Raw genomic sequence first — 6,291 nt, 5'->3', positions numbered from 1 at the left:
ATTGCCGATTGATTCACCTTTTCTAACTGAATTCAAATCATATGCTGGTAAGTCTACTTGCGTACCATCGCCGATTGATTCACCTTTTTTAACTGAATCTAAATCATATGCTGGCAAGTCAAAACTTGTTCCATCCCCCAGTATCTCACCTTGCTTATTTTGTTCAGGACTGGCAAAAATTGAACTTCTGAAGTCATCTGTCTGCTTTAATTCAGCAGCTAATATTGCAGCTTTTAACTCATTAATCAGGCTTGATCCCTTTCCGCTAGCCCTAAGTGTTAATTCTTGATCAACAGTGGTCTGCATTAGATTTTGTAGCTCATCCCAATTATTTAACTGAATATTCTTTTTATTCAAGGTAATTGTAATTGGCTTAAAATCTTGTCGTTTATCAATCCGTTCCTTAAACATTGCCTTTTTAAAGGTCGCGTAATCGTTATTATATTCGCCGCTAAAAATCTTTTCTAAGGCATACGTATCACTCAATGATTTCTTATCATTTTTTGCATCTTTAGCATATTTATTAGTGACATAGGAAATAAAGCCATCATTCCAACCTTTGGCAGCAAGCAATTCAAAAGCAGTTTTCCGGAAAGTAATCCCACCTGAAGCAGATGTAGCGCTCTGTACTCCAGCATAATCGGGTGCATACATAGAAATCTGTTGATAAACATTATTTCCATAAGTGCCAGCTTTATATCCACGACTAGCGATGATATTGTTATCAATAAAATCATCAATTGAGGTTAATTTTTCAGCAACCTCATTACTAATTGGTCCTGTGATAACATCAGATTTTTTAGCAGAGTCGTAACTAATTTGAGAATACATTAATTGCTTCTCTTTTGCAGGTTTATCTACCATAGCTTGAGCTTCAGCATAATCAAGTAGATAAGTTACGTCAAATAATCCGTGCATGTATTCATGTAGATCTTCTCTTGATTGAAAACGTTGCGGACTTTTATTTGTAGTTCGATTTGCTGCATAAAAAGTTAATACAGTATTCAATCCATACGAAGCAGGGGTTGAATTCCAAGGTGACTGCAGTAGACCTTCAGCATATAATTCTACTCCTGTGCCAGGGCGGTGCTGGAATCCATCTAAATAAATACTATTATCAAAAATATGAGTCATTTCATGTGAAAAAATAGCGGCACCGCCATAATCTGAAATTACTTTTGCAACATAATAACGAACTTCATTGCCTCCAGCATCTGCTGTAATACCAGGAGGCGGATAAGTTTTACCTAACGGACCAAAGAATTTTGCCATTGCCGGTATATCAGTATCCTTCTTAGTTAACCATCTACGGCCACCCTTTTTACTGGAATCAATTGCATCATAACTATCCCAAACTAGAGTATTAGCATTGGCTAAACGTGTCTTTCCTTTATTATTAGCTATACGATACCAGAAATCAAAATACTCTCTCCAACCAGTTGAAAGGCGCGTAATTTCCTTATGTACCGCTTGAACTTTTTCTTGATAAACTTCTGGATCCTTATGATATTTAACATCAATATATGGATCATAAGAGCCAAAAATTACTGTTCCAAGTGCTGAAACGACATACATATCATCACTTTTAATATTTAAAAGTGGCAAGATATATTCTTGAAGACTCTTATTAGTTGATAAACGATGATAGATATGAAGATTTAAATCTGGTAATTCTTTTGAGAAAATTTCATCAATATAAACACCCGTATTCGATCTAAACCAATCTTCATCAGAAAGCTCTGGAGTCCATTTTTTACGCAAATCTCCTAAGAAAGTAACTAGATCTGACTTAGTATTTAACATTGGTGCTAGCTTTTCATTGAAAGTAGTTACCGTATTTCCCGGATTTAATTGATTAGGTGATAAATTTCCAATATTAGATAACCAATCAATTGAATCTAAATTTGATCCGAATGATTTTGGATTGAACATCATTGCAGGTAAAATAGTCTTATTTCCGTATGAAACATTATACCAACGATTAAGATAAGACATCCCTATCATAATTTCGCCTGCATTACTGCTTACTCGTTGCCTTACAGTATCTATATTATCTGCATGTTCAAGAAGCTGCGGTACCAAAGTTGGCAATTGATTATATATATCATAAAAGCTATCAATCAAGCTGCTACTTGATAAAACAATATTATTCCAATTCCTAAGGTTTTGTTTTGGATCACCATCAAAGGCGTCATGCTTAACTTGTTTTAAGCTATCTGTAACTGATTTAATAAGATCGGAATCATCCTTTTTTTCTGCCTCTATAGCTTGCTGATTATTAGCAGTGTTCTCAGAAACACTAATTTCTTCATTAAGATTATTTTGATTTAAGCTATTGTCTTTACCATCTTCAGTATTCTGAGCAAGTGTTAATTTTTGATTAATGCCTTTAGCAGTATTTACATTCGAGTTTATTTTTTGCTCTAAATCATGCTGATTTATTTGTACATCAGTATCATTATCTTGCAAATTTACATTTTCTATCGTTGCAGAATTATCGTGTATATTTTCAATAACGTCACTTTTATTTGAAATTTCTGAGGTCTGTTTTTCAGTCGTGTGAACTTGTTGTTCACTATCGGCATGAACAGTAGTTGTTGCAGTAGCCATAAATGCTGATCCTACAGCAATTGAAGTCAATCCTACGCTAAGTTTTCGTAAAGCATATCGATATTGAGATTGAGATTGTTTTTGCATTTTAATTCTAGGCCTCCATTTTTATTCGAGTTGTTATCCTAATTATAACTTAAGTTATACTAATTTAAAATAAGTCAGCTTTGCTTGATACAAAAATAGCATAACTTTTTAAGTTATGCTTATTTCTCATATTAACTCTTATCAAATTGTAATCTTATTTAACTTTTACCCAAAAACTTCGGCTGCAGCAATTACCTTTAATAGTGACTCATCCACCTTATCTCTACCATATGCATCTAGAAAGCGATCACGATACTTATTTGTTTTTAAATTAAACCAGAGTGTCCAAACACCCCAAAATAAATCAATATGCCGATCGCCAACTCCACTGCTGTCAACATCAATGAATCCTGAAAACTTCCATTTATCAAGAATAATATTTGGTAAGCAATAATCACCATGAAGTAAAACCTTCTCCTGCAAAGCATCTTTTCTTGATTCTAAGACCTGATGTGCCTCTTCTGGCGATCGATAGCCAAAACTATCGGGAAATGCTGATTTGTCATAATTTCCTGTTTGATAATTCTTTTCTACTGTTGCCAAATACTCGCTAGTTCTTTCCATGACAGGACAATCAGTATAATCTGTTTCGTGCAATTTTCTTAATTCGCAAGCAATCGTATCACATAAACGTTCTGGATTATTGAGATACTCTGAATACGTACAATCTTCACCCCTAATCGCTTTTGTTAAAAGCCAATCATAATCGTTTGAAATGTAATCCAATACTTCTGCACCAAGTTTCTTGGAATAAAAGTATTGTGTCATCTGTGCTTCTTTTTCTAGTTTTCCAAGTTCAGATCTTTTTAAATAATAGCCCTCACCTTTGTCCACAAAATATACCCTCGCTTCTGGTGAAGAAGAGCTATCATAAATTGCTGCTCCAGAGATAAAACGTTCAATATTCTTAGGGAGTTTTTCTGCTATCTTAGTAATTAACGTCTTTTTCATTGGTTTCTCCATGATTAATCAATTATTTCAAAGGTATCATTCAAACTAAAAATGTCTATTCAAAGCAACAAACTTATGATAATTATTATGACAAAAAAAGCGTTGAATCATCAAATCAACGCTTAAAGATAACTATAAATTAGCATGCCGCCATTTCTTATCAGTCAAAATTCTTGCCGCTAATAATCCCATAGGTAAAGCTGCTACAATCATTAATGCCCCTATAATCCAGAAAGCACCAATATTAATGTTAGTTACTCCAAAATTGAAAACAGCACGATACATATAGAGTCCTGGAACCATAATTACAATTGAGGGCACTGTAATTGCAATTCTTGGAAAACCTACACGCTTGCGTACTACACTAGCTAGTAGGCCGGCTAATAATGCTCCTATAAATGCTGCCAAAGCTGCTGGAATATGACCATAATCTACTAAACTCAAGCGAGTAGTATTAGCAATTGAACCAATAACAGCTGCTGTTGTTGCCATTGAAATTTTAGAATTAAACATGATTGAGAAGCCGAAGACTCCACAAAAACTGGCCACTAATCTTAATAGTGTCAATGTTAAAACACCTAAACTTAAAGCTGGCATTGCACCTGGCTTTAATCTAAGAACCATAGCTACGGCCCAGCCAGCCATGGTAGCAACCAAAATTACTAAAACGGCATAGGTCATTCTTTCTAAACCAGATCTCATATCAAGCTTAGACATGTCTAAGCCTGAAGTAATGAAAGGAAAACCTGGAATCACAAATAACATTGCGCCAATATAACCATAGGCATGATCATATTCTAAATTAAACATACGCCTTAATAATTCGAAGAATATAAAATATACTATGCAAGCAATAATTACGGCAACCGCAATTTTTGCAACCAGAGTAATTTTCCTGCGTCCCATTTCAGCACGCACATAGTTTCCAAAGCCTGCTCCAAAGAAAGCACAAATTACTTCGGGCCAGCCACCACCTAATAAGAAAATGAAACCTGCACAAGCTAAACCAGCTGCTAAGCCAGAAATCCAAGTTGGATAGGTTGATTTCAGATTAGAAATTTCATCTAAGCGGCTCTTAATTTGTCCTAGAGTCCAATGTCCGTGACCTTTTTTAAATTGTCGAACGAACTTTTCCATTTCATTTAACTTAGTCATATTAACACCGGTAGTCGGTAAAGATAAGGTTTGAGAATATGACTGATTCTCGACATCAAAGCAGGTATATTCAATTGACACAAGACCAATATCGGCCGAACAAGTAATACCTAGTGTTCTTGCAATTGTATCCATTGAATCACGAACTCTCCAAGCCCCTGTTCCACAGCTTAAGAGCATAACTCCTATTCTACCCACCAAAGACCCTTTTTCTACTAAGGTAGCATCTTTAGCTAAAGTATCATCATCACTTTTGAAAAATTCTTCCCAACGAATCTTCATATGGTGGTGATGGGATAAATGTTGACTATTATTTTCTATTTCAGATTCTTTACTCATAATCCCTATTTTTCTCTTAATCTAGTTAACAATATAAATCAGCTTTTATATTTTAACACATGACAGAATATTTGATTATTTTAAATATTTTAAATTATCAATCAAATTTTAAAATCTGATAAAATATACTATAATGAAATTATAAAAATGATATAGTATTCAAGTTTTAAAAAGAGAAGGTATTAATTATGGCACAATTAACAGATGAAGAATTAGCTAGTATTGCCCATGACTATTATCTAAGTAAGCTGAATATTGCAGACATATCTCAAAAATATAATCTCTCTCGCTATTTAATCACAAAGGCACTTGATGATGCTGAAGAAAAGCAAATCGTCCGAATTTCAATTAAGCGCGGAGTTAAACGCAATGAAGACTTAGAACGAAAATTGCAAAATCGTTTTTCATTGAAAGAAGTAATTGTTTTAAATAATCTTGATACAACCAATCAAGACAATGAAGCAATAGTTTCATATGCCGCTAAAGAGATTCAATCATATTTGAAATCAGCAAAGAGTGCAGGAATGACCTGGGGAACATTAATGCGTGACATTATTAATAACTTTCAGGAAGAGCAGCGACCTGATTTAACCTTTGTCCAGCTACTTGGTCAGACAATTAATAGCGACAAAAGAAAGAACTCACTTGAGCAATTAGCTGCGCAAAAATATAATAGTCAAAGTCTGCTCTTACCCGCACCACTTTATGTCATTAATCCAAATTTTCTTAATAATATTCAAGAAGAACCATTTTATCAAAGCCTTAAAAACTATTACGATAAACTTGATGTAATTTTTTCTGGGCTTGGCACTTACGAGGCATTTTCAACCAATAAATACCTCCAAAAGTACTACCAACAACAGCTTTTTAAGGATATTCCAACTGAAGAAATTGTGGGAATGATTTTTGGACGCCCGTACAATATTAAAGGTGAATTCTTAGGAGATTTTGATCATCATGTTTGTGGGATCTCGTTAGAAGATATCATGAAAACACCAGTCAGATTCTTAGTTGTTAAGAATCGCTTTAAATCCAAGTCGTTACTTGGAGCTCTTAGAACTGGGGTGGTTACAAATCTAGTAACTAATGAAGGGATTGCAGAAAGAATCTTAGAGGAAAAAAAATAAGGTGAGCAAAACGCTCATCTTA

General features: G+C 34.3%; 4 protein-coding genes. 1 reads left to right on the top strand and 3 read right to left on the bottom strand.

Features of this window, described 5'->3' with window-relative positions:
- The 3 genes from FC46_RS06945 to FC46_RS06935 all read right to left on the bottom strand — a co-directional run.
- On the bottom strand, positions 1-2,697 hold a 2,697-nt coding region (locus tag FC46_RS06945; RefSeq protein ID WP_057799164.1), incomplete at its 3' end, for a ZmpA/ZmpB/ZmpC family metallo-endopeptidase.
- A 165-nt stretch (positions 2,698-2,862) separates the two neighbouring features.
- On the bottom strand, positions 2,863-3,648 hold the full coding sequence (locus FC46_RS06940; protein WP_057799162.1) for an aminoglycoside 3'-phosphotransferase: 786 nt from the start codon (positions 3,646-3,648) through the stop codon (positions 2,863-2,865).
- A gap of 132 nt (positions 3,649-3,780) precedes the next feature.
- Positions 3,781-5,142, bottom strand: coding sequence for a threonine/serine exporter family protein (locus tag FC46_RS06935; RefSeq protein WP_057799160.1), 1,362 nt, complete (start codon positions 5,140-5,142; stop codon positions 3,781-3,783).
- Positions 5,143-5,330: 188 nt separating this feature from the next.
- Here FC46_RS06935 and FC46_RS06930 point away from each other — a divergent pair, with 188 nt between their 5' ends.
- Positions 5,331-6,269 (top strand): sugar-binding transcriptional regulator, encoded by a 939-nt coding sequence (locus FC46_RS06930; RefSeq protein ID WP_057799158.1) that lies wholly within the window; start codon positions 5,331-5,333, stop codon positions 6,267-6,269.
- The last annotated feature ends 22 nt before the right edge of the window (positions 6,270-6,291 follow it).

This window comes from Lactobacillus kalixensis DSM 16043 (assembly GCF_001434335.1).
In the GTDB taxonomy this organism is placed as follows: Bacteria; Bacillota; Bacilli; order Lactobacillales; family Lactobacillaceae; genus Lactobacillus; species Lactobacillus kalixensis.
This window is presented reverse-complemented; position numbering and strand designations above follow the sequence as displayed.

Excerpts from the sequence above, each read along its gene's own strand:
- FC46_RS06935 (WP_057799160.1), bottom strand. The coding sequence starts at position 5,142 with ATGAGTAAAGAATCTGAAATAGAAAATAATAGTCAACATTTATCCCAT.
- FC46_RS06940 (WP_057799162.1), bottom strand. The coding sequence starts at position 3,648 with ATGAAAAAGACGTTAATTACTAAGATAGCAGAAAAACTCCCTAAGAAT.
- FC46_RS06930 (WP_057799158.1), top strand. The coding sequence starts at position 5,331 with ATGGCACAATTAACAGATGAAGAATTAGCTAGTATTGCCCATGACTAT.